This window comes from Inquilinus ginsengisoli (assembly GCF_031453975.1).
Classification (GTDB): Bacteria; Pseudomonadota; Alphaproteobacteria; order DSM-16000; family Inquilinaceae; genus Inquilinus; species Inquilinus ginsengisoli_A.
The window spans coordinates 249,064-275,679 of the sequence record NZ_JAVDPW010000001.1 but is presented as its reverse complement, the minus strand read 5'-3'; the positions used below and the strand labels follow the sequence as shown (position 1 = coordinate 275,679).

At 69.1% G+C, this 26,616-nt stretch carries 25 protein-coding genes; 8 read left to right on the top strand and 17 right to left on the bottom strand.

The window, feature by feature from the left end:
* Positions 1-3,183: an efflux RND transporter permease subunit gene (locus E9232_RS01410; protein ID WP_309791688.1), complete on the top strand. Its 3,183-nt coding sequence runs from the start codon at positions 1-3 to the stop codon at positions 3,181-3,183.
* Between the two features lie 18 nt (positions 3,184-3,201).
* Here the strand turns inward: E9232_RS01410 and E9232_RS01405 are convergent, their stop codons facing one another.
* From E9232_RS01405 to E9232_RS01395, 3 genes are all read right to left on the bottom strand, one after another.
* Positions 3,202-4,053: a hypothetical protein gene (locus E9232_RS01405; protein WP_309791687.1), complete on the bottom strand. Its 852-nt coding sequence runs from the start codon at positions 4,051-4,053 to the stop codon at positions 3,202-3,204.
* A gap of 61 nt (positions 4,054-4,114) precedes the next feature.
* Positions 4,115-5,518, bottom strand: a complete 1,404-nt coding sequence (locus tag E9232_RS01400; RefSeq protein WP_309791686.1) for a Do family serine endopeptidase — start codon at positions 5,516-5,518, stop codon at positions 4,115-4,117.
* 134 nt (positions 5,519-5,652) lie between these two features.
* Complete coding sequence (locus E9232_RS01395) at positions 5,653-5,937, bottom strand: DUF427 domain-containing protein (RefSeq protein WP_309791684.1); 285 nt, start codon at positions 5,935-5,937, stop codon at positions 5,653-5,655.
* A 248-nt stretch (positions 5,938-6,185) separates the two neighbouring features.
* On the opposite strand from E9232_RS01395, the gene E9232_RS01390 reads away from it, so the two are divergent.
* Positions 6,186-7,802 carry a carboxylesterase/lipase family protein gene (locus E9232_RS01390; protein ID WP_309791683.1) on the top strand — a complete coding sequence of 539 codons (1,617 nt, stop codon included), beginning with the start codon at positions 6,186-6,188 and terminating at the stop codon, positions 7,800-7,802.
* Positions 7,803-7,886: 84 nt separating this feature from the next.
* Here the strand turns inward: E9232_RS01390 and rplQ are convergent, their stop codons facing one another.
* The 4 genes from rplQ to rpsM form a co-directional block, all read right to left on the bottom strand.
* Entirely contained in the window at positions 7,887-8,327 is a 441-nt protein-coding gene (rplQ, locus tag E9232_RS01385) for a 50S ribosomal protein L17 (RefSeq protein ID WP_309791680.1), read from the bottom strand.
* A gap of 106 nt (positions 8,328-8,433) precedes the next feature.
* Entirely contained in the window at positions 8,434-9,450 is a 1,017-nt protein-coding gene (locus E9232_RS01380) for a DNA-directed RNA polymerase subunit alpha (RefSeq protein WP_441718819.1), read from the bottom strand.
* A gap of 202 nt (positions 9,451-9,652) precedes the next feature.
* Positions 9,653-10,057 carry a 30S ribosomal protein S11 gene (rpsK, locus tag E9232_RS01375; RefSeq protein WP_309791678.1) on the bottom strand — a complete coding sequence of 135 codons (405 nt, stop codon included), beginning with the start codon at positions 10,055-10,057 and terminating at the stop codon, positions 9,653-9,655.
* 18 nt (positions 10,058-10,075) lie between these two features.
* The gene (gene rpsM, locus E9232_RS01370) at positions 10,076-10,444 is read right to left on the bottom strand and encodes a 30S ribosomal protein S13 (protein ID WP_309792237.1); all 369 of its coding nucleotides are present in this window, start codon (positions 10,442-10,444) and stop codon (positions 10,076-10,078) included.
* A 375-nt stretch (positions 10,445-10,819) separates the two neighbouring features.
* Here rpsM and E9232_RS01365 point away from each other — a divergent pair, with 375 nt between their 5' ends.
* The gene (locus E9232_RS01365) at positions 10,820-11,218 is read left to right on the top strand and encodes a carboxymuconolactone decarboxylase family protein (RefSeq protein ID WP_309791677.1); all 399 of its coding nucleotides are present in this window, start codon (positions 10,820-10,822) and stop codon (positions 11,216-11,218) included.
* A gap of 92 nt (positions 11,219-11,310) precedes the next feature.
* Positions 11,311-12,231 (top strand): agmatinase, encoded by a 921-nt coding sequence (gene speB / locus E9232_RS01360; protein ID WP_309791675.1) that lies wholly within the window; start codon positions 11,311-11,313, stop codon positions 12,229-12,231.
* A gap of 4 nt (positions 12,232-12,235) precedes the next feature.
* On the opposite strand, the gene E9232_RS01355 is transcribed toward speB, so the two are convergent.
* On the bottom strand, positions 12,236-12,616 hold the full coding sequence (locus E9232_RS01355; protein ID WP_309791673.1) for a YMGG-like glycine zipper-containing protein: 381 nt from the start codon (positions 12,614-12,616) through the stop codon (positions 12,236-12,238).
* Between the two features lie 186 nt (positions 12,617-12,802).
* On the opposite strand from E9232_RS01355, the gene E9232_RS01350 reads away from it, so the two are divergent.
* Positions 12,803-14,386, top strand: coding sequence for an inorganic phosphate transporter (locus tag E9232_RS01350; protein ID WP_309791672.1), 1,584 nt, complete (start codon positions 12,803-12,805; stop codon positions 14,384-14,386).
* 7 nt (positions 14,387-14,393) lie between these two features.
* Positions 14,394-15,410, top strand: a complete 1,017-nt coding sequence (locus tag E9232_RS01345) for a CorA family divalent cation transporter (RefSeq protein WP_309791671.1) — start codon at positions 14,394-14,396, stop codon at positions 15,408-15,410.
* Between the two features lie 20 nt (positions 15,411-15,430).
* Here E9232_RS01345 and E9232_RS01340 read toward each other — a convergent pair whose 3' ends face one another.
* Together E9232_RS01340 and E9232_RS01335 are read right to left on the bottom strand one after the other, a co-directional pair.
* Positions 15,431-16,594, bottom strand: coding sequence for a helix-turn-helix transcriptional regulator (locus E9232_RS01340; RefSeq protein WP_309791670.1), 1,164 nt, complete (start codon positions 16,592-16,594; stop codon positions 15,431-15,433).
* 566 nt (positions 16,595-17,160) lie between these two features.
* The gene (locus tag E9232_RS01335; RefSeq protein ID WP_309791669.1) at positions 17,161-18,411 is read right to left on the bottom strand and encodes an MgtC/SapB family protein; all 1,251 of its coding nucleotides are present in this window, start codon (positions 18,409-18,411) and stop codon (positions 17,161-17,163) included.
* A gap of 245 nt (positions 18,412-18,656) precedes the next feature.
* On the opposite strand from E9232_RS01335, the gene E9232_RS01330 reads away from it, so the two are divergent.
* Complete coding sequence (locus E9232_RS01330; protein ID WP_510184258.1) at positions 18,657-19,160, top strand: DUF1097 domain-containing protein; 504 nt, start codon at positions 18,657-18,659, stop codon at positions 19,158-19,160.
* A gap of 51 nt (positions 19,161-19,211) precedes the next feature.
* On the opposite strand, the gene gatB is transcribed toward E9232_RS01330, so the two are convergent.
* Positions 19,212-20,666, bottom strand: a complete 1,455-nt coding sequence (gene gatB / locus E9232_RS01325; protein WP_309791667.1) for an Asp-tRNA(Asn)/Glu-tRNA(Gln) amidotransferase subunit GatB — start codon at positions 20,664-20,666, stop codon at positions 19,212-19,214.
* 85 nt (positions 20,667-20,751) lie between these two features.
* A complete protein-coding gene (locus tag E9232_RS01320) occupies positions 20,752-21,927 on the bottom strand; it encodes an NAD(P)/FAD-dependent oxidoreductase (protein ID WP_309791665.1) in 1,176 nt (391 codons plus the stop codon).
* 125 nt (positions 21,928-22,052) lie between these two features.
* Here E9232_RS01320 and E9232_RS01315 point away from each other — a divergent pair, with 125 nt between their 5' ends.
* Positions 22,053-22,607, top strand: coding sequence for a helix-turn-helix domain-containing protein (locus E9232_RS01315; protein WP_309791664.1), 555 nt, complete (start codon positions 22,053-22,055; stop codon positions 22,605-22,607).
* Positions 22,608-22,755: 148 nt separating this feature from the next.
* On the opposite strand, the gene E9232_RS01310 is transcribed toward E9232_RS01315, so the two are convergent.
* From E9232_RS01310 to gatC, 5 genes are all read right to left on the bottom strand, one after another.
* Positions 22,756-23,322 (bottom strand): NADPH-dependent FMN reductase, encoded by a 567-nt coding sequence (locus E9232_RS01310; protein ID WP_309791663.1) that lies wholly within the window; start codon positions 23,320-23,322, stop codon positions 22,756-22,758.
* Positions 23,323-23,413: 91 nt separating this feature from the next.
* Positions 23,414-24,214 (bottom strand): class I SAM-dependent methyltransferase, encoded by an 801-nt coding sequence (locus E9232_RS01305; RefSeq protein WP_309791662.1) that lies wholly within the window; start codon positions 24,212-24,214, stop codon positions 23,414-23,416.
* A gap of 101 nt (positions 24,215-24,315) precedes the next feature.
* Positions 24,316-24,813, bottom strand: coding sequence for a GNAT family N-acetyltransferase (locus tag E9232_RS01300; protein ID WP_309791660.1), 498 nt, complete (start codon positions 24,811-24,813; stop codon positions 24,316-24,318).
* Between the two features lie 15 nt (positions 24,814-24,828).
* Positions 24,829-26,304 (bottom strand): Asp-tRNA(Asn)/Glu-tRNA(Gln) amidotransferase subunit GatA, encoded by a 1,476-nt coding sequence (gene gatA / locus E9232_RS01295; protein ID WP_309791659.1) that lies wholly within the window; start codon positions 26,302-26,304, stop codon positions 24,829-24,831.
* On the bottom strand, positions 26,304-26,591 hold the full coding sequence (gatC, locus tag E9232_RS01290; protein ID WP_309791658.1) for an Asp-tRNA(Asn)/Glu-tRNA(Gln) amidotransferase subunit GatC: 288 nt from the start codon (positions 26,589-26,591) through the stop codon (positions 26,304-26,306). Before gatC ends, gatA begins: the two co-directional genes overlap by 1 nt.
* Between the last annotated feature and the right edge of the window lie 25 nt (positions 26,592-26,616).

Sequence of the window (26,616 nt, the reverse complement as noted above, 5' to 3'; positions counted from 1 at the left end):
ATGAAGTTCTCCCATTTCTGCATCGACCGCCCGATCTTCGCGACGGTGCTGTCGATCCTGATCGTGCTGCTCGGCGCGGCAGCCTACTTCACCCTGCCGGTGGCGCAGTATCCCGAGATCGCGCCGCCCACCGTCGTCGTCCGCGCCCAGTATCCCGGCGCCTCGGCCGACGTCGTCGCCAACACCGTGGCGACACCGATCGAGCAGGAGATCAACGGCGTCGAGAACATGCTCTACATGTCCTCGCAGGCCACCGGCGACGGCCAGTTGGCGATCACCGTGACCTTCTCGCTCGGCACCGACCTCGACATCGCCCAGGTGCTGGTCCAGAACCGCGTCGCCGTGGCCGAGCCGCGGCTGCCGGAAGAGGTGCGGTCGCTCGGCGTCACCACCAACAAGTCCTCGCCGGACCTGCTGATGGTGATCCATCTCACCTCGCCGGACGGCTCGCGCGACCCGCTCTACCTCTCGAACTACGCCACCCTGCAGGTGCGCGACGTGCTGGCCCGCCTGCACGGCGTCGGCGACGTGCGCGTCATCGGCGCCCGCGACTACTCGATGCGGATCTGGCTCGACCCCGATAAGGTGCAGTCGCGCAACCTGACCGCCGGCGATGTGGTGGCGGCGCTGCGGGCGCAGAATGTCCAGGTCGCCTCCGGCGTGCTGAACCAGCCGCCGACGCCGAACCCGGGCGCCTACCAGCTGAACGTCGAGACGCTGGGCCGGCTGACCGACCCGCGCCAGTTCGGCAACATCGTGGTCAAGACCGACAGCGACGGCCGCGTCACCCGGGTGCGCGACATCGCCCGGGTCGAACTGGCCGCCCAGGACTACACCACCAACGGCTATCTCGACCAACAGCCGGCGATCCCGCTGCTGATATTCCAGCAGCCCGGGACGAACGCGCTGGACACCGCGAACTCGATGCTGGCGACGATGGCGGACCTGTCCAAGGTCTTCCCGCCGGGCGTGCATTACGACATCGTCTACAATCCGACCACCTTCATCGCGGAATCGGTGCAGGAGGTGGAGAAGACGATCTGGGAGGCGGTGGCCCTGGTGGTCATCGTCGTGATCGTGTTCCTGCAGACCTGGCGCGCCGCGATCATCCCGGTGGTGGCGATCCCGATCTCGCTGGTCGGCACCTTCATGCTGATGGCGGGGCTGGGGTATTCCCTGAACAACCTGTCGCTGTTCGGCCTGGTGCTGGCCATTGGCATCGTGGTCGACGACGCCATCGTCGTGGTCGAGAACGTCGAACGCCATCTGCGCGAGGGCAAGTCGCCGAAGGAGGCCGCGCATCTGACGATGGACGAGGTCGGCGGCGCCCTGATCGCCATCGCCCTGGTGCTGTGCGCCGTGTTCATCCCGGCGGCGCTGATCTCCGGCATCACCGGCCAGTTCTTCCGCCAGTTCGCAGTCACCATCGCCGCGGCGACGGTGATCTCGGCCTTCGTGTCGCTGACCCTGAGCCCGGCCCTGTGCGCCCTGCTGCTGAAGCCGCATGAGGAGCACCACAGCCGGCGCAAGACCTTCATCCTGTTCCGGCCGATCACCGCCTTCTTCCGCGGCTTCAACTGGTTCTTCGACCGGCTGTCGCTCGGCTATGGCGGCCTGACCCGCCAGTTCATACGCTTCTCGGTGGTGATGCTGGTGGCCTATGTCGGGCTGATCGCCCTGACCGGCGTCCAGTTCGGCCGCGCCCCGACCGGCTTCATCCCGCAGCAGGACCAGGGCTATCTGATCACCGTCATCCAGCTGCCGCCGGGCTCGTCCCTGGCGCGCACCGACGCCGTGGTCAAGCAGGTGGCCAAGATCGTCACGGAGACGCCGGGCGTCGCCCACGCCGTGGCCTTCGCCGGCTTCGACGGCGCCACCTTCACCAACGCCTCCAACGCCGGCGCCGTCTTCTCGCCGTTCCTGCCCTTCGCCGAGCGCGACCCCAAGGGGCAGACGGCCGACGCGATCCAGGCCGATCTCGGCAAACGCCTGTCCGCCATCCAGGATGCCTTCATCATCACCATCCAGCCCCCGCCCGTCCGCGGCATCGGCACGGGCGGCGGCTTCAAGCTGATGATCCAGGACAAGCTGGGCCGCGGGCTGCCCGCGCTCGACGCCGCGACGCAGGAGGTGGTGGCCGCGGCCAACCAGGTCCCGGGGCTGGCCGGCGTGTTCTCGCTGTTCAACACCCGGACGCCGAAGCTGTATGCCGACATCGACCGGGTGAAGGCCGAGATGCTGGGCGTGCCCGCCTCCCGCGTGTTCGAGGCGCTGGAGATCTATCTCGGCTCGTCCTACGTCAACGACTTCAACTATCTCGGCCGCACCTTCCGCGTCACCGCCCAGGCCGACGGCAAGTTCCGGGTGAACCTGCGCGACGTCGGCAACTACAAGACCCGCAGCGACAGCGGCGGGATGGTGCCGCTGAGCGCCGTGGCCAGCTTCCGCAACGAGACCGGCGCCTATCGCGTGCCGCGCTACAACCTGTACCCCGCTGCCGAGGTCCAGGGCGCGGCCGCGCCGGGCTATTCCACCGGCTTCGCCCTGGATGCGATGGAGAAGGTCGCCGCCGACACCCTGCCGCCGGGCTTCGGCTTCGAATGGACCGAAATCGCGCTGCAGCAGAAGCTGGCGGGCAACACCGGCATGCTGGTGTTCGTCGCCTCGGTGGTGTTCGTCTTCCTGCTGCTGGCGGCACAGTATGAAAGCTGGACCCTGCCGCTCTCGGTCATCCTGATCGTGCCGATGTGCCTGCTCGCCGCCGTCACCGGCCTGCTGATCCGGGGGTACGACGTGAACATCCTGGCCCAGATCGGCTTCGTCGTGCTGATCGGCCTGGCGGCGAAGAACGCGATCCTGATCGTGGAGTTCGCCCGCCAGGCGGAGGCCGCGGGCGACACCCGGCAGCAGGCCGCGGTCGATGCCGCGCGCACCCGGCTGCGGCCGATCCTGATGACCTCCTTCGCCTTCATCTTCGGCGTGGTGCCGCTGGTGATCGCGACGGGCGCCGGCTACGAGATGCGCCGGTCGCTGGGCACGGCGGTGTTCTCGGGCATGATCGGCGTGACCGTGTTCGGCCTGATGTTCACGCCGATGTTCTACGTGGTCTGCCGCTGGCTCGGCGCGGCGGTGTCGCGGCGCAAGCCGGCGGCGCCGAAGCCGGAGGCCACCCCGGCCGCCTGACGCGACAACCGCCCCGGATCAGTCCGGGGCGGTTCCGCGGGCCAGTTCCGGCAGCCGCAGGTCGCGGTACAGTTCCGACAGCACGCCGGCGACGAGGCTGGTCTCGAACGCCACCAGGGCCAGCGCCACCAGTTCGCCCACGATCTCGGCAACCCCGAAGCCATCGCCCTCCGGCAGGATCGCATCGAGCGCGTAGCCGACGGCCAGGGAAATCACCAGGCTCAACACCGAGGTCGCGATCAGCGCCACCAGGCCGGCGATGCGATGCCCGCGCAGCAGCCGGCGGCTTTCGCCGGCGACCAGCCCGCGATCGCCGATCGCGGTGGCCGGCAGGACCAGCCCGTAGAAGGCGAACGGCACGGTCATGACGGCGGTGACCAGGACGGTCGTCGCCAGGGCCGACCACAGCCCGCCCGCCAGGCCACCGCCGGCGGCGAAGGACTGCATCACCGACGGTCCGCCCACGGCGCCGAAGACCAGCGACAGGATGATCAGCGCGACCATCACCGTGGCGATGCCGAGGGCACCGAGCCAGATCTGGTAGAGGGCGAAGCGCAGCGTCGCCGCATCGGCCGGGAACGGGACGATCTCGCCGCGCAGCACGTAGCGGTGCCACGACACCGCGATCAAGGCGACGGCGAGCAGCAGCACCACCCCGTACAGCAGCCCGGCCAGCATGGCGGGGCCGGAGGGCTCGCCGGTCGCCATCATGGCCACGATCTCGTCGCCCCAGAGCTGGCCGATGGCCAGGCGGAGGATGGCGGCGAAGACGATGGCCGGCGCCGCCACGCGCGCCAGCGCGCCGGGATGCCCCAGGCTCCAGCCGAAGGCCCGCCGCAGCAGGTCGCCGCTCGAAAATGCCGCCACCATTCTGGTCCCCTTGCCCGAATCAGGCGCGGATCATTTCAGCGGCAGGACAACAGGGCAACCGCTAGCGTCCGACCGTGGTCTCCAGCACCTGGCCGCCGCGCTGGACGGCGATGCGCCAGGGGCCGCGGGATCCGCGCAGCGCCGCCTCCAGCGCCGCGGTGCTGTCGACCGCATCGCCGTTGAGGCGCAGCAGCACATCGCCCGGCTGCAGCCCCAGCCGCCCCGCCGGGCTGCGCGCTGCGACAGCCGCCACCACCACGCCCTTGCCGGCGCCGCTGAGCCGCATCTCCTCCACCACCGCCGGAGAGACGTTGACCACGGTGGCGCCGGCCAGCGGCGAGCCGCTGCCGAGCACGCGCTGGTCGCGCGGCGGATCCTCCGGCGGCGCCTCGACCGGCAGCGACAGTTCGACCGTGTCCTTGCCGCGCCGCACCGCCAGCTTGGCGGTGGCGCCGAGATCGAGGGTGACGAGGCGGTAGCGCAGCGATTCCGGGTCGTCGACCGCATGGCCGTCGACCGCGACGACGACGTCGCCGACCTTCAGCCCGGCGCGCTCGGCCGGGCCGCGCGGATCGACGCCGTTGACCAGCACCCCGGCCGGCCGGTCGAGGCCATAGGCCTCGGCCAGGCTGTGGTCGATCGCCTGGCCGTCGGCGCCGAGCCAGGGCCGCACCACCGGCTGCCCGGTCTCGGCCGAGCGCATCATGCCGCGCAGCATGTTGGCCGGGATGGCGAAGCCGATGCCGAGCGACCCGCCGGTCCGGCTGTAGATCGCGGTGTTGATGCCGACCAGCCGGCCCTTCATGTCGATCAGGGCGCCGCCGGAATTGCCGGGGTTCACCGCCGCGTCGGTCTGGATGAAGAAGTCGTAGTCGGAGATGCCGACGGCGGTGCGGGCGATGGCCGAGACGATGCCCATGGTCACGGTCTGGCCGACGCCGAAGGGGTTGCCGATGGCGAGCACGAGGTCGCCGACCTCGAGTGCGTCGCTGTCGCCCAGCGGCAGGAACGGCAGCGCCCGGCCGCCGATGTCCTTGAGCCGGAGGAAGGCGAGGTCGGTGCGTTCGTCCGACAGCACCACCTCGGCCTCGAATTCGGTGCGGTCCGCCAGCACCACGGTGATCTGGTCGGCGTCCTTGATCACATGGTGGTTGGTCACCACCAACCCGTCGGCAGCGACCACGACGCCGGAGCCGAGCGAGTTCTCCATCCGCTGCCGCGGCCTGCCGCCGGGGATGTCGTCGCCGAAGAAGCGCTGGAAGAACGGATCGTCGAACAGCGGGTTCTGGCGTTCGACCACCATGTGGCGGGCGTAGATGTTGACCACGGCCGGCGCCGCGGTGCGCACCAGCGGCGCGAAGGTCAGGTCGATCTCGGCCCGGTTGGCCGGCACAACATCTTCGGCCAGGGCAGGCCCGGCCAGCAGGACCAGCGCGGCCGCCGCGGCCATCCACAAGCGCGTCATCACTCCTCCATCCGCCATCATCGGTACCCCTCACCAGAGGCGACGGACCGGTCTAGCCGAGGGAGAGGCCCGACGGCAACGCGCCGGTACGTCGCGTGGAGGAAGGTCTTGGAGGAAGGGTCTCTGCGGAACGCTCAGCGCTCGACCGTCACGCCGCGCCAGAAGGCGACATGATCCTTGATCCGCGCTGCCTCGGGCTTCGGGTCGGGGTAGAACCAGGCGGCGTCCTTGTTCTCGGCGCCACCGGCCTCGACCGTGTAGTAGCTGGCCTCGCCCTTCCACGGGCAGGTGCTGTGGGTCGGGCTGGGCCGCAGCACATCCTTCCGCACCGAGTCCGGCGGGAAGTAGACATTGCCCTCGACCAGTTCATAGGTGTCGCTGTCCGCCAGCACCACCCCGTTCCAGACCGCGCGCGCCATCGGATGCTCCATTTCGTTGTCTCCGGGAGAGGTTGGAGCCCGATCTCCCTTCGGCAAGGCCCGATCATCGGAGTCAAAGACCCGGCCCGAAGTCCTGGACATTCCCAAACGGTCGTTTCGGCCGCCCGCAGGCTTGATTGCGTCGGTAGCCATCGATCTCCGATCTGACACACATCCGCAATTCGACGATTTCATCCTTCCGGTGAATCGCATTGGGATTCGAGAGTCGGAAGGGGAGAATTATTGCGGTGATCAAGACCTTGGCGCGGCGCTTCCGCGCGCTTTTGCGGTCGCTGGCGGCCGCCATCGCGGTCGCGGCGGCCGGAATACCGGCCCCGCGGCAGGCCGAGGCCGCCACGGTGCCGACCCTGGCCATCCTTCAGCATGGGCTGGCGATCGGGCAGGAAACCCAGGACTTCAAGCAATTCTTGGGGATGCGCTATGCCCGGCCGCCGGTCGGCGCCCTGCGCTGGCAGCCGCCGCAGCCGCTCGAGGCCGCGTTCGGCACCACCATCGCCAATGCCTTCGGCCCCCATTGCCCGCAGACGGCGTCAGCGTTCGGGACGCCGAGCACGACCGAGGACTGCCTGTTCCTGAACGTGTTCGCGCCCCACGGCGCCATCCCGGGACGCCCCTATCTTCCGGTCATGGTGTGGATCCATCGCGGCAGCCTGAACCAGGGCGAAAGCGACGATTTCAACCCGGCGCGGCTGGTGAACGAGGGCGTCATCGTCGTGACGTTCAACTACCGGCTGGGCGCGCTCGGGTTCCTCGCCCACCCCGCCCTGGAGGCCGAGGGCCATCCCGCCGTCAACTACGGCCTACTCGACCAGCAGGCCGCGCTGCGCTGGGTGCGGGACAACATCGCCGGCTTCGGCGGCGATCCGCGCAACGTCACCATGTTCGGGGAATCCGCCGGCGGGCAGAGCGTCCTGTCGAATCTGGTCTCGCCAGGAGCCCGGGGGCTGTTCGCGCGGGCGATCGATCAGAGCGGCGCCTATGGGCTGATCCTTCCGACCCTCGCCCAGGCCCAGGCCCTGGGAACCGCCTTCGCCACGCAGACGGGTTGCACCGATCAATCGGCCGCCTGCCTGCGCCGGCTCCCGGTCGAGACCATCCTGGCGAACCAGGCCGGTGTGGCCTTCAGGACCACCATCCTGGATGGCATGGTGCTGCCGCAATCCCTCGACGTCGCCCTGAAGACCGGCAATTTCAGCCGGGTTCCGCTCATGCTCGGCTCCAACCACGACGAAGGCAGGCTGTTCGTCGCGGGCCAGTTCGACCTGGCCGGGGCGCCGCTGACCGCAGCGGGCTTTGCCGGGTTCGTCAATGGGTCGCTTCCCAGCATCGCCACCCCGGTTCTCGCCCAGTATCCGCTGACCGGGTTCCCCAGCCCGGATCTTGCCCTCGCGACGCTCGAGACCGACGCGATCTTCTCGTGCAACACGCTTCGCGCCGGCGCGGCGGCGGCACGGTTCGCCCCGGTGTTCCAATACGAGTTCGCCGACGAGAGTGCCCCCCAGATCTTCCTGCCGCCGGTCAGCTTCCCCTACGCCGCGGCGCATGCCAGCGAGATCCCGTTCGTGTTCGATCGGTTCGTCCAGCCCGCCAATGGCAGCCAGGCCGCCCCCCTGACGCCGGTCGAGCAGGCGCTGGCCCGGTCGATGGTGCGCTACTGGACGAATTTCGCGAGACGCGGCGACCCCAACGGCCTGGGCGTTCCGTCCTGGACCCCGATCGGGTCCGGCCAGACCGCCATCCAATCGCTGGCGGAGCGGCAGAAGCCGACATTCGCCTTCGCCGCCGACCACAAATGCGGCTTCTGGACCCCGATCATCAGCGTCCAGGCCCTGCCGCTTCGATAGGCCCGGACGCCGCACCCGATCGGCAACGAAAAAGGCCCGGCTTGCGCCGGGCCTTGATCCGTCTCTTGTCGCTTCAGCGGCCGATCAGGCGTCGGCGCCCTCGGCCTCGGCGGCCGCGGCCTTCAGCTCGGCGTCGCGGGCCTTGTCGGCGGAGCCCTTGGCGGCGCGGTCGCGGTCGACCAGCTCGATCACGGCCATCGGGGCGGCATCGCCGTAGCGGAAGCCGGCCTTTAGCACGCGGGAATAGCCGCCTTCGCGGGTCTTGTAGCGCTCGGCGATGGTCGAGAACAGCTTGGACACCACCTCGTCGTCGCGCAGCTGCGCGTAGGCCAGGCGGCGGTTGGCGAGGCCACCCTTCTTGCCGAGGGTGATCAGCTTCTCGACGATCGGGCGAAGATCCTTCGCCTTCGGCAGGGTGGTCTTGATCTGCTCATGGGTGATCAGCGCCGCCGCCATGTTGGCGAACATCGCCTTGCGGTGGCTGCTGGTGCGGCTGAACTTACGTCCGGAAACGCCGTGACGCATGGCGGTCTCTCCTCAAGGCATGGCCCCCGGCGGGGGTCCGATGGCGGGACCCGCCGCCTCCCCAGCTGGGAGAGAACGGCGGGCTTAGGCACTTCTCGTCAGCCGATCAGAACGGCTCTTCGAGCTTCTTGGCGAGATCCTCGATGTTCTCCGGCGGCCAGCTCGGGATTTCCATGCCGAGATGGAGACCCATGGTCGAGAGAACTTCCTTGATCTCGTTCAGCGACTTGCGGCCGAAGTTCGGGGTGCGGAGCATTTCCGCCTCGGTCTTCTGCACGAGGTCGCCGATGTAGACGATGTTGTCGTTCTTCAGGCAGTTGGCCGAGCGCACCGACAGCTCGAGCTCGTCCACCTTCCGCAGCAGGTTGCGGTTGAACGGCATGTCCTCCGAGGTCTCCTCGCGATGGTCGCGCGACGGCTCCTCGAAGTTGATGAACAGCTGCAGCTGGTCCTGCAGGATGCGGGCGGCGAGCGCCACCGAATCCTCGGGCGTGACCGCGCCGTTGGTCTCGATCTGCATCGACAGCTTGTCGTAGTCGGTGACCTGGCCGACGCGGGTGTTCTCGACCTTGTACGAGACCTTGCGGACCGGGCTGTACAGGGCGTCGACCGGGATCAGGCCGATCGGCGCATCCTCGGGCCGGTTCATGCTGGCCGGGACGTAGCCCTTGCCGAGATTGACCGTGAATTCCATCGCCAGCTTGGCGCCCTCGTCGAGGGTGCACAGCACCAGCTCGGGGTCCATGATCTCGATGTCGGCGCCGGTGACGATGTCGCCGGCCTTGACAACCTTCGGCCCCTCGACATTGAGGCGCATCTTCTTCGGGCCCTCGGCGTGCATGCGCAGCGACAGCGCCTTCACGTTGAGGACGATGTCGGTCACGTCCTCGCGGACGCCCGGGATCGACGAGAATTCATGCAGCACGCCGTCGATGTGGATCGCGGTGACCGCCGCGCCCTGCAGCGAGGAGAGCAGCACGCGCCGGACGGCGTTGCCGAGGGTCAGGCCGAAGCCGCGCTCGAGCGGGTCGGCGACCAGGGTCGCCTTGCGCTGCGCATCGTCGCCCGGCTGGACGTCGAGAGCGTTGGGCTTGATCAGTTCCTGCCAGTTGCGCTGAAGCACTGTCATCAATCATCCTGTTCTGCCACGGACGGCCGGATACGGCCAAAACACCGGCGGGGGCCGAAACCCCCTTCCGATCCCATGCGTGGACCCTGTGGCCAGTGGTCCTATCCCGGATCGGCCGGCTGAAACCCGAAAAGACATCGGCCCGTCGGCCCCGCCCCGGAGATCCGGGACGGTGCTGACGGGCCGGATGCCCTGATTAGACGCGACGCTTCTTGCGCGGGCGGACGCCGTTGTGCGGGATCGGCGTGACGTCGCGGATCGAGGTGATCTGGAAGCCGACCGACTGCAGGGCGCGGAGCGCGCTCTCACGGCCGGAGCCGGGGCCCTTCACGTTGATCTCGAGCACGCGCATGCCGTGTTCCTGCGCCTTGCGGCCGGCATCCTCGGCGGCCATCTGGGCGGCGTAGGGCGTCGACTTGCGGCTGCCCTTGAAGCCCATGCCACCGGCCGACGACCAGGCAATGGCGTTGCCCTGCGCGTCGGTGATGGTGATCACCGTGTTGTTGAAGGACGAGTTCACGTGGGCGACGCCCGAGGTGATGTTCTTGCGCTCGCGACGACGCAGACGGGCGTTCGCGGTGGCAGCTGCTGGCTTGGCCATGGTTCGCTCGCCTTCCGATTACTTCTTCTTGCCCGCGATGGGCCGCGCCGGGCCCTTGCGGGTACGCGCATTGGTGTGGGTGCGCTGGCCGCGGACCGGCAGGCCCTTGCGGTGACGCAGGCCGCGGTAGCAGCCGAGGTCCATCAGGCGCTTGATGTTCATCGCCGTCTCGCGGCGCAGATCGCCTTCGACCGTGTAGTCGGCGTCGATCGACTCGCGGATGCGCAGGATCTCGTCTTCGGTCAGCTCGCTGACGCGACGGTCGGCCGGGATGCCGAGCTTGTCGATGATCGTCTGCGAGGCATGGCGGCCGATCCCATGGATATAGGTGAGCGCGATCAGGACGCGCTTCTGGGTCGGGATATTGACGCCGGCAATACGTGCCACGTCTCTCTCCTTGTGAGTGCCACCTTCGGCGCCGCCGCTGCCCTGCCCTTGTGAGGCGAGGCCTGCAACGCCGGGTATGCTGTTCATGGTTGCCCGCAGGCCGGAGCGGCCATGCGAACGCCTTGCGCTTCGGGCGCCTTACAGCTCCGAAGCGCGCGGAGTATAGTGATCGGCAGGACAGAGTCAACCGCCGGGATTCGCGACTGCACGCCGCGCTCGGCAGGACCGACTGCGCCCGAACCATAGCCGGGACCGATCCGGCTTGTCACCTGCACAATTGTGACGATTTGCCGGGCCGGCGGCCCCTCCCGGACCCATGACGCTGCGGCCGGGCTGTGCCACCTTGCCCGACCAGACCGCAATAGGGGACAGCGCATGACATCGGGGCTGATCGAGTATGACGAGGCGCCGCCGGAGGTGCGCGCCGTGTTCGACGACATCATGACCACCCGGAAGATCGACCGGGTCAACAACTTCTGGAAGGCCTTGGCCGTCCACCCGCCGACGCTGAAGCGGACCTGGGAGAGCCTGAAGGAGGTGATGGCCCCGGGCGCGATCGACCCGCTGGTGAAGGAGATGATCTATCTCGCCGTCAGCACCACCAATGGCTGCGGCTACTGCATCGCGTCGCACACCGTCGCCGCGCGCAAGGCCGGGATGACCGACGAGATGCTGGGCGAGCTGATGGCGGTGACCGGCATGGCGAACGAGACCAACCGCCTGGCCACCGGCCTGCAGGTGCCGATCGATCAGGCGTTCCGCCGCCCGGAGTGACGGGGCCGGGGAGCGACCCGGGGGCCGACACGGCTTGACACCCCGGCGGCGGGCAAGAACCATCGCGGCCCGTTTCCGGTCCGGAGAGAGCCATGGCCCCGCCCTATGCCGGCATCGCGACGTTCCTCGGCGCGCCGCACCGCCGCAAGCCCGAAGGGGACCGCCCCGCCGTCGCCGTGCTGGGAGCGCCGTTCGATTTCGGCACCACCTACCGCCCCGGCTCCCGCTTCGGGCCGGGCGCGATCCGCGCCGTGAGCCGGGTGCTGACTGGCGACGACCATCCCGAGCTGGGCCTGAGCCCGCAGGACCGCCTGGACCTGTACGATGCCGGCGACGCCGCGCCGATCACCGCCGACATCGCCGGAAGCCTGGCGGCGATCCGGCAGGCGACGGCGGAGCAACTGGCGGCCGGGGCTAGGGTGCTGGCCCTCGGCGGCGACCATACCATCACCCTGCCGCTGCTGCAAGCGACGGCGGCGAAGCACGGTCCGGTGGCACTGGTGCAGTTCGACGCGCATTGCGACACCTGGTCCGGCGCGCCCTCGGCGCCGGTCTATCACGGATCGCATGTCCGGCTGGCCATCGAGCGAGGCCTGATCGACCCGCGGGCCACGATCCAGGTCGGGCTGCACAGCCCGGTCGCGCGTGACACCGCCGCCTGGACCCGGGACCGGGGCGTGACCGGTCTGTCGGCCGAGAGCGTGCATCTCGACGGCATCGACCGCACCGTCGACCGCATCCGCGCCGTGGTCGGCAACCGGCCGGCCTACCTGACCTTCGACATCGACGTGATCGACCCCGGCATGGCGCCGGGCGTCGCCTGCCCCGAGGCCGGCGGCCTGTTCTCGTGGCAGGCGCTGGCCATCCTGCGCCGGCTCGGCGACCTCGACTGGGTCGGCGCCGATGTGGTCGAGACCTGCCCGCCCTACGACCATTCCGAGATCACCGCCGTGCTGGCCGCGACGGTCGGCTGGACCTGGCTCTGCCTGCTGTCGGCCCAGCAGGCACCTTAAGGCGTTAGTCCAGCACGGCGTAGCCGCGGCGCATCATGCAGTTGCGGACGACGTCGCGGGTCGAGGTCGCGCCGGAGGCCGCGCCGCCGACGCCGCCGGTCAGGCCGCCGACGCCCGCGCCGATCGCGGCGCCGCGCCCGACATTGCCGGTGAAGGCACCGATGATCGCGCCGCCGGCGGCACCGACCGCGCCGCCGACCAGCGCCCCGCCGACGGTTCGGCCGCCGGTGTCGACCTGATCCGCCAGCTGCTGGCACTGGCCGACGTCGAACTCATAGTTCCGGCCGCCCGCGACCGAGGTCGCGGGGTCGATGATCGGCCGCACCTGCCGGGCGCAGGCCGCAAGGCCGAGCACGAGGCCCAGCGCCAGGACGGCGAGACCCATTCCCCTTCTCAAGACCATGGTCCTCTCCCTCGATCGATGGGCCGCGAAACGCCCCGTATCAACGGCTGGGGCCGCACACTGTTCCGGGTTCGACGTGACCCGATGACGTCCGGAAACCACAACAATACCGTAACACACGGCTTGTAGGGTCACGGCTTCATCGATCGAAGCCGGCCGAGGCATCCCATGACCAGTTCCGTGCTCGACTCCAGGCCCACAGGGGGCCTGAGCAGACTGACCCCGCTGGCCGTCTTCGGCCTGCTCATCGCCGGCGTGATCTATGCCGGCTGGAGCCTGGTCAACGACCTGGGCGACGTCCATTCCCCCAGCCTGTTGCCCTTCCTGCTGCTCGGCATCGCACTGCTGATCGCGCTGGGCTTCGAATTCGTCAACGGCTTCCACGACACTGCCAACGCGGTGGCGACGGTGATCTACACCAACTCGCTGCCGCCCACCCTCGCGGTGGTGTGGTCCGGCGCCTGGAACTTCCTGGGCGTGCTGACGTCGACCGGCATCGTCGCCTTCGGCATCATCTCGCTGCTGCCGGTCGAGCTGATCCTGCAGGTCGGCAGCCAAGCCGGCTTCGCCATGGTGTTCGCCCTGCTGATCGCCGCGATCATCTGGAATGTCGGCACCTGGTATTTCGGCCTGCCCTCCTCCTCCTCGCACACGCTGATCGGCTCGATCATCGGCGTCGGGCTGATGAACCAGCTGATGGCCATCCCGGGCACCGGCACCAGCGGCGTGGACTGGTCCCAGGCCCTGGGCATCGGCAAGTCGCTGCTGCTGTCGCCGCTGGTCGGCTTCGTCGCCGCCGCCCTGCTGCTGCTGGCCGCCAAGCTTCTGATCAAGCGGCCGGAGCTGTACAAGGCGCCGGAAGGTGCCAAGCCGCCGCCGCTGTGGATCCGCGGCCTGCTGATCCTGACCTGCACCGGCGTCAGCTTCGCCCACGGCTCGAATGACGGGCAGAAGGGCATGGGGCTGATCATGCTGATCCTGATCGGCACGGTGCCCACCGCCTACGCCCTGAACCGGGCGATGCCGGAAACCCAGATCGCCGCCTTCGAGCAGTCGTCGCAGCAGGCGGCGGGCGTGCTCGACCGCTACACCAACGGCGTCGCCGCCCCGGCCGATGCCCGGGCAGCCGCCACCGCCTATGTCCGCGACCGCACCATCGCGCCGGAGACGATCCCGGCCCTGGCCGCGCTGACCCGCGAGATCGACCGCAGCGTCGCCGGCCGCAGCAGCCTGGCCACGGTCCCGCTGGAGCAGACCGGCAACATCCGCAACGACATGTACCTCGCCTCCGAAGCGCTGAAGCTGATGGCGAAGTCCGAGACGCCGGCCTTCACCGCCGATGACGGCAAGGTGCTGACCGCCTATCGCGGCTATCTCGACCAGGCGACCAAGTTCATCCCGACCTGGGTCAAGGTCGCGGTCGCCATTGCGCTGGGCCTCGGCACCATGGTCGGCTGGAAGCGCATCGTCGTCACCGTCGGCGAGAAGATCGGCAAGGAGCACCTGACCTACGCCCAGGGCGCCTCGGCCGAACTCGTCGCCATGGCCACGATCGGCGCCGCCGATGTCTACGGCCTGCCGGTCAGCACCACCCATGTGCTGTCCTCCGGCGTCGCCGGCACGATGGCGGCCAACCGGTCCGGGCTGCAGTGGAGCACCATCCGCAACCTGATCATGGCCTGGGTGCTGACCCTGCCGGTCTCGATCGTGCTGGCCGGCGGCCTGTACTGGCTGCTGCGCCACCTGTTCTGATCCGAGCGTGGGATTGGACGAAAAGCGGCCGCTCGTCAGCTTTCACTTCGGCGATGCGGTCGCCGCCGCCTATCACTTCGACCCCGGATCCGGCGCCTGCCGCCAGACCGGGGTCGACCCGTTGCCGGAGCCGGGCGACGGCTGGGTCTGGCTGCATCTGAAGCTGACAGACACCCGCGCCCGGCACTGGCTGGCGCATCACGCGACCGTACCCCCCGCCGTGGCCCAATGGCTGCTGGACGGGCCGGACCGGGTCCACCTGCAACGACTGGACGGCTGGGTGGTCGGCGCCGCCAACGGGCTGCACCATGATTTCGCCTTCGAGCCCGACCAGATCAGCCGGATGCGGTTCTGCGTCGGGCCGAACCTGCTGGTCACCGGCCGCCGCCATCCGCTGCGTGCGGTCGACGAGATCCGCCGCAGCCTCGATTCCGGGCGGGCGCCCGCCACCGCCCTCGGCATGCTCGCTTTGGTCGGCGAGCACCTGGCGGCGGAGGCGGAGGCGACGGTCGAGAAGCTGATGGAGCAGGTCGACGAGATCGAAGACCGGGTGCTGGACGACCGGTCGAACAGCCACACGGTCGAGGACCGCCAGGCGCTGGGCCGCATCCGCCGCAGCGCCGCCGCGCTGCGGCGCCACCTGCTGCCGGAAGGCACCACCTTCGCCGCCGGGCTTGACGATCTGCCGGACTGGGCCGACGCGGCCGGGCGGGGCAGCCTGGTCGCCGCGGCCGAACGCTTCCGCCGCGCCGCCCGCAGCCTGGACGAGGTGATCGACCGGGCCCGCCTGCTGCAGGAGGAAATTGCGGCGCAGCGGGCCGAGGCGATGAATCGCAGCCTGCTGGTGCTGGCGGTGCTGACCGCGATCTTCCTGCCGATGACGCTGATCACCGGCATCTTCGGCATGAATGTCGCCGGCATGCCCGGGCTGCAGGATCCTGGGGCGTTCCTGTGGGTGATGCTGCTGATCGTGGTCGCGGGCGTGGCGACGATCGTGCTGATGCTCTGGCGCCGGATGTTCTGAGCTGGCCCTTGGCTGGCCGCCTACACCGCCTCGCTGCGGCCGCCGATCGCCGGCAGGTTGCGCAGCAGCTGGCGCACCAACTCCGACTGCCGGTTGGTGCGGGTCTTGGCGAAGATCTTCTTGAGATGGTTGCGGATGGTCTCGTAGCTGACGTCGAGCCGGGTCGCGATCTGCTTCAGCGACAACCCGGCCGCCAGCTCGCCGGCGATGCGGGCCTCGGTCGCGGTCAGGCCGTAGAGCCGACGGAGCTCCGGCTGCGACATCTGGTTCGCCGGCGTCGGCCCGGCGATGAAGATCGCGGCCTTGGGCTGGGTCAGGCCCAGCAGCGGGCGGCCACGGCCGACCGGCGCGACCAGGACGGCGAGCCGGTCGTCGCCGCCGGTGTCCGACAGGGTCAGCCCGCCGCCCGGCTCCAGCCCGGGGTCGTCGAGGATGATCGAGGCGGAGGCGATCAGCTGGCGCAGCCGCGCGGTCTCGGACGGCTGGCTGGCGCAGATCAGCCCGCGCTGGTCGACCCGCAGCGCGGTTCCCGCCCGCAGCAGATCGTCGGCCACGCGGTTGGAGAACGAGACCCGCCCGGTCGGGTCGGTCAGGATCACCCCGATCGACAGGCGGTCCAGGCCGGTTTCCAGCGCATCGCGCTGGGTGGTCACGTCGCCGAGCCGCTGATGGACCTGTGCCGCGCGGGCGAAATGGGGCAGCAGCAAACGCATCAGCGTGGTCAGCCGCTCCGTGTCCTGCTCGGTCATCGGCGAGGCGTGCAGCACGCTGATATGGGCGGAGACGCCGCCGCGGCGCAGGAAGGTGCCGCCGATGCCGGAGAACAGCTGCTGCGGCCTCAGCCAGTCGGAGTAGAACTCCGTCCGCTCCAGCGAATTGCGGGGGACCAGCGTATCGCTGACCGTGACCTCGCCGACGCCGCGCTGCAGGACCCGGTCGCTCCAGGGGTTGGTGCGCCAGAAATGCTGGGCGTAGCTGTCGATGAAGGCCGGATCCCAGCTGCTGGTGGCCGCCAGCGCCTCGAAGGCGGCGGTGTCGACATCGTCGGATTCATGCAGCAGGTAGAGGCTGGCGTGGCCGTCGGCGAATTGCCGGGCGAGGTCGTTGAGAACAGAATCCCATAACCCCTGGTCGAGCGCCGCATCGTAGATTCTCGCGATGAGATCCGACAGACCATCCGCCATTCCGGGAACGATCCTCGACTGGGCGCCAGCGCAGGCTGCGCCGGCCTTGCGCCGCGATGCTTGCCCACTATCCCCCGGGCTTTGATAAAGATAGTCCATTTGGGTCAGGTTGCCATCCTTCAATTTGCAGATGGGACCGCGATGGGTTTTCAGTCATGCTCTCAGCGTTTCAAGAGTACAGACACCCACGCAAATTGATACGGTTTTTATCCAACGGGACACATAGCGTTTAATAAATCGTCAGCCGAGCGGCTTCGTCTGGTGGGAGGTTCACCCGAAGGCGGCGTACAAAAACCGACGGCAAAACAATGGACAGGCCACACCCAACCCGGTGTGGCCTGTCTCGCTTGTGGGCTGAGGTGGACACCTCCACGAGACAGCCGGGACGGCCGGTGGAGCCCCCTAACTGGACGGCACGGCGCTCCGACCCCACCGGCAGGATCCGCACCAGCAGACGCACCAGGTCCGCCTGCCTCATTTCGTGGCGGCCGGCGATCTCCTTCAGCGACGGCGCCGGGCCTTCTCTTTGGCCTCGGCGAAGGCCGTCCCGGGCAGCGGCTCGCGGATCAGAAGGCCGAAAGGGTGAGGCCGGCCACGCCGGCAGCCAGCATCGCGACCGTCACCGGCACGATGCGCAGCGCCATCGCCCGGCCGCCCAGAACGACGGCGAGGCCGGCCTTGACCAGGGTGTTCACCCCGGCCGCGATCAGCACCACGTTCGCGCAGACGGCGACATCGAGCCCGCCTTGGGCCAGCCGCGCCGCCGACAGGGTGATCGCATCGACATCGGCCAGGCCGGAGACGGCGCCGAGAAGGTAAAGGCCGGCGACGCCGAGCGTGGCCTCGAGCGCTTTCGACAGCACCAGCACCGCCACGATCAGCGCCACGATCTTCAGCGCCGACCACAGCTCCAGCGGGTTGCCGAGCGGCGGCGCCTCGCTGGTCCGATGGGCGGCGGCCCGCCACAGCCACAGGCCGCTTCCGGCCGCCACGATCGCGGCCCCCGCCAGGGGCGCCGCCAGGGCCAGGAACAGCGGCGGGTGCAGGACCAGGACCAGCACGCCGATGCGGAGGACCATCACCGCCCAGGCGGTCATGACGCCGGCGGCCAGCGCCGGCGCCGCCTGCGGCGCGGCCTGCGCCTGCCGGGCGAAGACCAACGTCAGCGCGGTGGAGGAGACGAGGCCGCCCAGAAGCCCGGTCAGCAGGGTCCCGACCCGGGCGCCGGCGATGCGCACCGCGGCATAGCCGGCGAAGGACAGGCCGGCGACCAGCACCACCAGCCACCAGATCTTGGCCGGGTTGATCGCCTGCCACGGGTCGAGCGTCCGGTCCGGCAGCAGCGGCGGCACCACCACCGCGATCAGCAGGAATTGCAGCGCCGCCGCAGTCTCGGCCGGGGTGAAGCGGTCGAGCCAGCCATGCAGCCGGTCCTTCTCGCGCAGCAGCAGGGCGACGACGACGGATCCGCCCGCGCCCACCAGGACATGCCCTGCCCCGGCGGCGGCGCCGAGCAGGACAGTGACCAGCATTGCGACCTCGGTGGTCAGGCCGAGGCCGCCGTCGCGGTCGCGCCAATAGGCGGCCAGCATGTAAGCCCCGATGCCCAGCAGGAACAGCAGCAGCGGGCCGGGCCCGAGATCAGGGGCCAGCAATGCGGCGACGCCGCCGCCGAAGCCGGCGATGGTGAAGGTGCGCAGGCCGGCGGCGCGGCGGCCCTCGGGCCGGCCCCGGTCGGTCCAGCCGCGCTCCAGCCCGATGATCAGGCCGACGGCCAGGGCAGCACCGAGGCGCAGGGCCGGAAGCGTCTCATCCATTCCACGGCCCCCGCCTCGTTGATCAGCGCCGAGCATAGCCGAAAGGTTGAATCCCGTGAAACCGAAGGGCGGACGCCGGGTGCATCAGTCGGGAGGACCAGCAACAGCCGAGCGACGAATTCGTACTTTGTTACAGTATGAATCCTGATGCTTTGAATTCAATGATATGCGGCGCTCCAAAGAACAATATTGATCTCGGGGGAAACGCCATGTCGAAATTGCCTGCCTTATCCTTAAGTATAGCAGTGCTCGGCGCGGTATGGGCATTCCTGGCCCTGGGGCCGCTGAGCGGCTTCGTCTTGGTCTGGGCCGGGTTCATCGCCTGGGGATGCTTCTTCCACTCGGGCGCCGACGAAAAGGCGCTGAGCAGGACGATCGCCGGCAATGTCTACGGCGCCATCGTCGCCTGGGTCGCATTGCTGATCATCGTCAAGGTCCCGGTCCCGGCGTTGGGGACGGTGTGGCCGGCCATCGTCGTCGGCGTCACCGTCTTCTTCCTGGTGATCGTCGCCTCGGTCGACCTGCTTTCGGTGGTCCCGGCCAATGTCTACGGCTATGCCGCAACCGTGGCCTATGCGCTGCACCAGGGCGCCGACGCCGGCGGCGTCGGGCCGCTGCAGCGCCTGACCACGGCGAGCATCGGCAACCCCGTGATCCTGCTGGTCGTGTCGATGGTGATCGGGGCGCTGTTCGGCTACGTCTCGGCCAAGCTCGCCGGGGTGCTGAGCAAGTCAGCCGCACCGGCCTAGCCGCTCGGCCCGCTCTGCCGGCATCGCGTGCGGCGATGCCGGCAGAGCGGATCAGCCGTTCAGCTTGGTCTTCAGCAGCTCGTTCAGCATCGCCGGGTTGGCCTTGCCGCCCGAGGCCTTCATCACCTGGCCGACGAAGAAGCCGAACAGCTTGTCCTTGCCCGAGCGGTACTCGGCCACCTTGTCGGCCTGCGCCGCCATCACCTCGTCGATCACCTTCTCGATCGCGCCGGTGTCGGTGACCTGCCTCAGCCCCTTGGCTTCGACGATGGCGCCGGCGTCGTGCCCGGTCTCCATCATCTCGGCGAAGACATCCTTGGCGATGCGGCCGGAGATGGTGTTGTCGGCGATCAGGTCGACCAGACCACCCAGCTGCTCGGCCGAGACCGGGCTGTCCTCGATCTCCTTGCCGGCCTTGGCCAGGCCGCCGAACAGCTCGTTGATCACCCAGTTCGCCGCCAGCTTCGGGTCGCGACCCTTGGCCACCCGCTCGTAGAAGAACGCCTTGGCCTGTTCGGCCACCAGCACGCCGGCGTCGTAGGCGGACAGGCCGTACTCGCTGATGAAGCGGGCCTTCTTGTCGTCCGGCAGCTCGGGCAGGGTCGCCTCGATCCGCTCGACATAGCCGTCTTCCAGCACCAGCGGCAGCAGGTCCGGGTCGGGGAAGTAGCGGTAGTCATGCGCGTCTTCCTTGGTGCGCAGCGACCGCGTCTCGCCCTTGTTCGGATCCCACAGCCGGGTTTCCTGGTTGATCGACCCGCCGCCCTCGATAATCTCGACCTGGCGCTGGGCCTCGAACTCGATCGCCGACATGACGTGGCGGATCGAGTTGACGTTCTTGACCTCGCAGCGCGTGCCGAATTCGGTGTCGCCGACCTTGCGCACCGACACGTTGACGTCGCAGCGCATGGAGCCTTCCTCCATGTTGCCGTCGCAGGTGCCGAGATAGCGCATGATCGAGCGCAGCTTGCGCAGATACGCCGAGGCATCGTCCGGACTGCGCAGATCCGGCTCGGACACGATCTCCATCAGCGCGACACCGGACCGGTTCAGGTCGACGAAGGTCTCGCGCGGCGACTGGTCGTGCAGGCTCTTGCCCGCATCCTGCTCCAGATGCAGCCGGGTGATGCCGACGGTCCGCGCCGACCCGTCCGGCAGGTCGAGCACGATCTCACCGGTGCCGACGATCGGGTCCTTGTACTGGCTGATCTGATAGCCCTGCGGCAGATCGGCGTAGAAGTAGTTCTTGCGGTCGAACACCGAGCGCCGGTTGATCTGCGCCTTCAGGCCCAGGCCGGTCTTCACCGCCTGTTCGACGCAATAATCATTGATCACCGGCAGCATTCCGGGCATGGCGGCGTCGACCAGGCTGACCTGGCTGTTCGGGGCCGCGCCGAAATCGGCGGCCGCGCCGGAGAACAGCTTGGCCTTGGACGTGACCTGGGCATGGACTTCGAGCCCGATCACCGTCTCCCAGACGCCCGTCTCACCCTCGATCGTGTACATCGAACCGCTCGCACTCAACCTGACAGAAAAGCGACGGTAGGGAGCGCGGAAGGGGCGCCGGTGTCAAGGATTGTCGCGCCCGGCGTCAGACCACGTTGAGTTCGACGATCGGCCGGTTCTCCAGGATGCGGGTGAAGGCGAAGGGCGACAGGTCGAGCGTGCGGAAGCCGCCATGGGCGATCAATTCGGCCACGCCCCGCCCGGCGGCGGGCGATTGCTGCAGACCGTGGCCGCTGAAGCCGTTGGCGAAGATCAGGTTCGGCAGGTCGGGATGCGGCCCGATGATGGCATTGTGGTCGACCGTGTTCATCTCGTAATGGCCGGCCCAGGCATTCACCACCTTCAGGCTCTCGAAGGCCGGAACGCGCTCGGCCAGGGCCGGCCACATCATCGCGTCGAACAGGCTGTGGTCGACCGTGAGGTCGTCGGTGTCGGGATCCTCCCCCGTGGGCGGGGCGCCGCAGATGAACAGGTTGCCCTCGGGCCGGAACCAGACGCCGCTGGGGTCGATCACCAAGGGGCAGCCGGCCAGGGTCTGGCGGCAGTCGAACACGAAGACGCAGCGCTTGCGCCCCTTCACCGGCAGGTCGATGCCGGCCAGCGCCGCGACCTTGCCGGCCTGCGGCCCGGCGGCGTTGACCAGCGTGCCGCAGGCGATGCGGCGACCGTCCGAGAGGGTCACGCCGGTGACCTTGCTGCCGGCCCGGTCGATGCCGGTCACCGTCTCGGTGATGTAGGTGGCGCCGAGCGACCGCGCCTTGCGCTTGAACGCCTGCAGCAGGCTGTAGCCGTCGAACCAGCCCTCGCCGGCCAGGCCGAGCGACCCGGCGGAGAGGCCGTCGACATTCAGCCAGGGGAAGCGTTCGGCCAGCCGGTCCGGCGCCATCAGGTCGACGGCGACGCCCTCGCCCACCTGCATGTCGTGGTTCGCCTGCAGCACCGGCAGGCCGGGCGGGGTGGCGAGGAACAGGTAGCCCTTCTCATGGAAGCCGAAATCCGGCACCTCGCCCTCGACCTCGAACCAGCGCTCGGGGTGCTTCAGCACCTCGAGCCCGAAGCGCGACACCGCGACGTTGAACGGGGTGGAGAATTGCTGCCGGATCGAGGAGGCGGAGAGCGCCGAGGAGGCGGTGCGATAGGTCGGGTCACGCTCGATCACCGCGACCGAGCCGCCGAAGCCCTGGTCCAGCATCAGGAAGCAGGCGATGGCGCTGCCGATGGCGCCGCCACCGATGATGACCACGTCGAAGCTGTCCGCCATTGCCCGCACCCTGCCCGGAATGTCCCCGACTCCTACGCCGCCGCCGCACGTCGCGCAATCACGATTTTTCCGATCGGAAACAGATGCGGCGACAGCCGCCGCGTGCTTAGCTCCCGGCCATGAGCATGGATGTCAACGAAGGGCTGGGTCCGCGGCTGAAGGCGCTGCGCCGGACGCGCGGCTGGACGCTGGAGGCGGCCGCCACCCGCACCGGCCTGGCCAAATCCACCCTGTCGAAAATCGAGAACGGCCGGATGTCGCCGACGGTCGAGGTGCTGCTGAAGCTGTCGCAGGGCTTCGCCGTCGACCTGGCCGGGCTGTTCGGCGACGCCCGGCCGGATCCGGCGGCGCGCAGCCTGACCCGGGCCGGCACCGGGCCGCGCCACGAGACCCGCAGCTACAGCCACGAGCTGCTGGGCGCTGACCTGGCGGAGAAGCGCATCACCCCGGTGCGGGCCCGGGTCAAGGCGCGGACCCTGGCCGAATACGGCCCGCTGGATCATCACGACGGCCAGCAATTCCTGCTGGTGTTGTCCGGCATGGTGCTGATGCAGTTTCTGGGCGAGCCGCCACTGCGTCTGGCGGCCGGCGACAGCCTGTATTTCGACACCCGCACACCCCATGCCTGCCTGTCCGAGGGCCCCGAGGAGGCAGAGATCCTGTGGGTGCACACGGGGTGAGGCTGTGGGTTGCCACGCCCGTTCCAACCCCACTTGTCATGCCACGGCTTGACCGTGGCATCCAGGGGCGGCCAGAGCGGCTCTTGGTGGCCCCTGGATTGCCCGGTCAAGCCGGGCAATGACAGGTTGAGGGGATAGGTGGGAGCCCTTACTTCGCCCGCAGCGGCTTCAGCGCTTCGGTCCAGCGCGACAGCTCGTCGAGCATGGTGGTGGCGGCCTTGTCCTGGCCTTCGGGGGCGGTGAACTTGCCGTCGGCCACGGCGTTCCAGGCAAAGGGGATCGCCACCGCCTCAGGGATCGGCATGATCTTCAGCGTGGTCAGGGTCAGCTTCTCGGCCTGCACCGCGCGCAGCCCGGACGACGCGCCGCCATAGCTGACGAAGCCGGCCGGCTTGTAGTTCCATTCGAGATACAGGTAGTTCAGCGCGTTCAGCAGTGCCGGCGGCGGGCCGTAGTTGTATTCCGGTGTGACGAAGACGAAGGCGTCGGCGGCGCTGACGCTGGCGGCCCAGCGCCTGGTCGGCTCGTTCACATAGCGCTGCAGCCGCGGATGCTCCGGCTCGTCGAACACCGGCAGGTCGAAATCCCGGAGGTCGACCAGCGACGCGTCGAATTTGCCATGCGCGGCGGCGATGTCGTGGAACCAGGTCGCGATCGCCGGCCCGATCCGGTTCGGCCGGGTGCTGCAGATGATGGTGTGGAGCTTGGACGCCAAGACACTCTCTCCTTTTGCGCGGGTCGCGCGGCTGAAATCGACATGCGTCTATGCGGCGGCCGGCCGGCGGATGCAAGCGGCCGGGCCGGGATCAGGCGTTGTCGGGACGCCGAGCGATCAGGGCGGATGAGGTGACGACCTCGGCCACCATGCCGCCGGCCACGAACTCCGACATCAGCACCTCGATCTCGGCGATCAGGGCATCGGCGTTGTCGCCGATCCGGCCCGGCGCGGTGCCCGACATCGACAGGGCGCGATGGACCAGCGTGTCGGCCGGGATGTGCCGGCGCTCGATCACCGCGATTTCCTCCAGCCGGCTGAACGGCGAATCGAGCAGCACCGCGGTGTGGCTGAGCCAGCCCGGCGACCGCACCATCGCCCGGGCCGAGTCGCCTTCGGCATAGCGCTCGATCAGGTCGCGATAGGGCTTCACCCAGCGGTTGTCCGGCACCTTGGGGTGATCGTCGTGCAGCAGCACAACGGCGCCGCCCGGATCGACCATGCCGTCGAAGCGGCGCAGCGTCTCGACCCGGTCCATCCAGTGGAAGGACCGGCCCATGGCGACGAGGTGGAACCGCCCGAAATCGGGGCCAAGGTCGTAGGAGCTGCCCTGGCGGAACTGGACCGGGACGCCGGCGCGGGATGCGGTCTCGGCGGCGATCGCCAGCATCTCCGGCTCGGGATCGACGCCGACCACCTCGCCGGCGAAGGGCGCCAGCGCCACCGCGATCTGGCCCGGCCCGCAGCCGAGATCCATCACCCGATGGCCGTGGCCGAGGCCACACAGGCGGGCGATGCGCGGGAACAGGCTGGCGGCATAGGCGGGCCGGCCCTGCAGGTAGTGGGCGGCCGCCGTCTGGAAGCGACGGGGCGTAAAGGGAATGGTATCCATGACCAGCGTCCTTCTGCTGCGTCGGCGCATCCCCTCCCCTGCGCCATCCGCTTGGCATAGCAGACTTCCATGACCGCCCGAAGACGGCGCAGCGCCGCGGATCAGAGAATCCGGATGCGCAGCTCGTCGTCATAGGACCGGTCGCCGATGCGCAGCGCCCCCGGCTCGATCCCATAGACGGTGAAGCCGTGCCGGGCGTAGAGCCGGCGCGCCGGCTCGGCCTCGGGGATCACGGCGAGCAGGACCGCGTCCAGGCCCTCGGCCCGGGCATGGTCCAGCACCGTTGTCACCAGCGCGTCGGCGACGCCGCTGCCGCGCGCCTCGGCCCGGACATACATCCGCACCAGGGTGCCGCGATGCAGGCGCTTGGCCATGGTCTCGCGCGCCAGCCCGACGATGCCGAGCAGCCTGCCGTCCCGCTCCGCCGCGAAGGTCGTCACCGCAACGGTGCGCTCGGCGAACTCGTCCAGCGACAGCGCCGCCTCGGCCTCGAAGGACGAGCCGAAGGCTTCGGGATGGCGCTGAAGCCCCTCCAGCCGGATCTCGCGGTAGGCCGCCGCATCGGCGCGGTCGAGCCGGCGGATGGCGAAGGCCGCCATGTCAGGAGCCCCAGCTCACGAGATCGTCTGGGGCAGCGCAGTGAAGCCGACCGCCTTTTCCATGACATGGGCGATGCGCAGCACCGTCTCCTCGTCGAACGGCCGGCCGAGCAGCTGGAGGCCGAGCGGCAGCCCGTCATCGCCGAGACCCGCCGGCACCGACAGGCCGGGCAGCCCGGCCATCGAGGCCGGCACGGTGAAGACGTCGTTGAGGTACATCGCGATCGGGTCGTCCTGCTTCTCGCCGATGGCGAAGGCGGTGGACGGTGCGGTTGGGGTCAGGATCGCGTCGCAGCGCTGATAGGCCTCGGTGAAGTCGCGGGCGATTAGCGTGCGCAGCTTCTGCGCCTTGGTGTAGTAGGCGTCGTAATAGCCGGCCGACAGCACATAGGTCCCGATCATCACCCTGCGCTTGACCTCGCGGCCGAAGCCGGCGGCGCGGGTGTTCTCATACATCTCGTTCAACGACCCGCCCTCGACCCGCAGGCCGTAGCGCACGCCGTCATAGCGCGCCAGGTTCGAGGACGCCTCGGCCGGGGCGACGATGTAGTAGGTCGCCAGCGCGTATTTGGTGTGCGGCAGCGAGACGTCGACGATCTCGGCCCCGGCGTCGCGCAGCCAGTCGGCACCCTGCTTCCAGATGCGCTCGATCTCGGCCGGCATGCCGTCGACCCGGTATTCCTTGGGAATGCCGATCTTCAGGCCGCGGATGTCGCCGGTCAGCGCCGCCTCGAAATCCGGCACCGCGAGGTCGACGCTGGTCGAATCCTTCGGGTCGAAGCCGGCCATCGAGCGCAGCATGATCGCCGCGTCCTGCACCGTGCGCGCCATCGGCCCGGCCTGGTCGAGCGACGAGGCGAAGGCGACCACGCCCCAGCGCGAGCAGCGGCCATAGGTCGGCTTGATGCCGACGATGCCGGTGAAGGCGGCGGGCTGGCGGATCGACCCGCCGGTGTCGGTGCCGGTCGCCGCCAGCGTCATCCGCGCCGCGACCGAGGCGGCCGAGCCGCCGGAGGACCCGCCGGGCACCAGCTTGGCGTTGCTGCCGTCCTGCCGCCGCCACGGGTTCTCGACATTGCCATAGGCCGAGGTGATGTTGGCCGAGCCCATGGCGAACTCGTCCATGTTCAGCTTGCCCAACATCACCGCGCCGTCGCGCCACAGCTGGCTGGTGACGGTCGATTCATAGGTCGGGACGAAGTTGCCCAGGATCTTGCTGCCGGCCGTGGTGCGCACGCCCTCGGTGCAGAACAGGTCTTTAATAGCGATCGGCAGGCCCTCGAGCGGACCGCCCTCCCCGCGCGCCAGCTTGGCGTCGGAGGCCTTGGCCATCTCGATCGCCTTGTCCGGCGTCTCGGTGATGAAGGCGTTGAGGCCGCGCAGGTCCTCCATCGCGGCGACATGCGCCGTGGTCAGCTCGACCGAGGAGATCTCGCGCGCCTTCAACGCGTCGCGCGCGCCGGCCAGGGTCAGGTGGGTGGACTTCGACATCACTCGACCACCTTCGGCACGGTGAAGAACCCGGCCTTGGCCGAGGGCGCATTGGCCAGCACACGGTCGGGATAGCCGCCGTCGGTGACCTCGTCCGGCCGGCGCCGCAGCCCCTGCTGGGCGACGCTGGTCATCGGCTCGACGCCATCGGTGTTCACCTCGGCCAGTTGCTCGACGAAGTCCAGGATCTTGGACAATTCGCCGGTCATGGCATCGAGTTCCGTCTCGTCGAGGCGGATACGGGCCAGATGCGCGATTTTCGCGACGGTGGCTCTGTCGAGCGACATGTCGTAGTCATCTCCGGGGATCAGT